Raw genomic sequence first — 1,899 nt, forward strand, 5'->3', positions numbered from 1 at the left:
TCCGCGGCTTCCGCATCGAACCCACCGAGATCGAAACCGTCCTCACCACCCACCCCCGGGTCGCCCGGGCCACCCTCGTCCACTCCACCGACCTGACGGCCTACGTCACCCTGACCCCCGGCCCCGTCCTCACCCCCGCCGCCCTGCGCAGCTGGCTGCGCGAGCACCTGCCCGAGCACATGGTGCCCTCGCGGTTCGCCGTCCTGGACCGGCTGCCGCTGACCGCCAACGGGAAGATCGACAAGCGGGCCCTGCCCGCCGTCGAAGCACCGCTGACCACGGGGGGCCGTCAGCCGCGGACCGAGCTGGAGGAGATCGTACGCACGCTGGTCGGCGAGGTCCTGGAGTCACCCGTACCGCTGTCCGTCGACGACAGCTTCTTCGACCACGGCGGCCACTCCCTGCTCGCCGCCCGCCTCGCCAACCGCATCGGTGCCACCCTCGGCGTCACCCTCACCCTCCGCGACGTCTTCCAGCACCCCACACCGGCCGCACTGGCGCGGCAGATCGCCGCCGCGTCGGGCCGTCCCGTACTCCCGCCGCTGACCCGGGCCGCGGTGCGACCGCAGCGGCCGCCGCTCTCCTTCGCCCAGCAGCGCCTCTGGCTGGTGTCCGGGCTCCAGGACAGAGGGACCTCGTACAACGTGCCGATGACCGTACCGCTGGACGGGGTTGTGGACGTCGGGGCGCTGCGCGCCGCCTTCGCCGATCTGGTGGGCCGGCACGAGCCGCTGCGGACCCGGTTCACCACCGTGGACGGCGAGCCGCGGCAGGTCGTCGACCCGGTCGGCGAGCCGGTCTTCGAGGTCCGTACGGTCGCGCCGTCGGATCGGGAGGCCGAGTTGCTGGCGGCCGCCCGGCACCCGTTCGACCTGGCCGCGGAGCACCCGCTGCGGGTGACGCTGGTACGGACCGGGGAGGCGGAGTCCTCCCTGCTCGTCCTGCTGCACCACATCGCGACCGACGGGCAGTCGCTGCGCCCGCTGTTCGACGACCTGTCCACCGCCTACGCGGCGCGGCGGGCGGGCCGGGCCCCCGACTGGGACCCGCTGCCCGCGGACTACACCGACTACGCGTTGTGGCAGCGGGCCGCGCTGGCCGACGGCGGAGCCCTGGAGGACCAGCTCGCCTACTGGAAGACCGCCCTGGCGGGGCTGCCGGAGGAGCTCGGGCTGGTCCACGACCGGCCCAGGCCCGCGGTGGCGGGGCAGCGCGGCGGGGCGGTGCAGGTCGACTTCGGCCCGGAACTGCACAAGCGGATCGTGGAGCTGGCGCGCGTCGAGCGGTGCACCCCGTTCATGGTGCTCCAGGCGGCGCTCGCCGCCCTGTTGACGCGGATGGGTGCGGGGACGGACATCCCTCTCGGCTCGCCGGTCGCGGGCCGTTCGGACGAGGCGCTGTCCGGGCTGGTGGGGTTCTTCGTCAACACCCTCGTGCTGCGGACCGACACCTCGGGCGATCCCGCGTTCCGCGAGCTCCTGGCCCGGGTGCGCGCCGCCGACCTGGACGCCTTCGCCCATCAGGAGGTGCCGTTCGACCTGGTGCTGGAGGCCGTCAACCCGGCCCGTTCGCTGGCCCGGCATCCCCTGTTCCAGGTCTGTCTCGCGCTGGAGTCGGGGCCGGCGGTGGCGCCGGAACTGGCCGGCCTGCGGGCCGGGGTCGCGGAGCCGCTGGCGACGGGGGCCGTCAAGTTCGACCTGGAGTTCCTGCTGCGGGCCGAGCCGGACGGTCCGCTGACGGGTGCGGTGCTGTACAGCTCCGACCTGTACGAGGCGTCGACGGTCGAGCGGCTGACGGGCATGCTGCGGCGCACCCTGGAGCACGTGGTCGCCGCTCCCGACGTACCGCTCTCGGAGCTGGAGTTGCTGAGCGGGGCCGAGCGGCGCCAGGTGCTGGAGG

1 protein-coding gene is annotated in these 1,899 nt (G+C 74.2%); it reads left to right on the plus strand.

The features are described from left to right. Nucleotides 1–1,899 (plus strand): condensation domain-containing protein (locus ACFWW8_RS38535; RefSeq protein WP_386537592.1); only part of this gene is annotated, 1,899 nt, incomplete at both ends.

Origin of the sequence: Streptomyces sp. NPDC058701, from assembly GCF_042715295.1 — a bacterium.
Classification (GTDB): domain Bacteria; phylum Actinomycetota; class Actinomycetes; order Streptomycetales; family Streptomycetaceae; genus Streptomyces.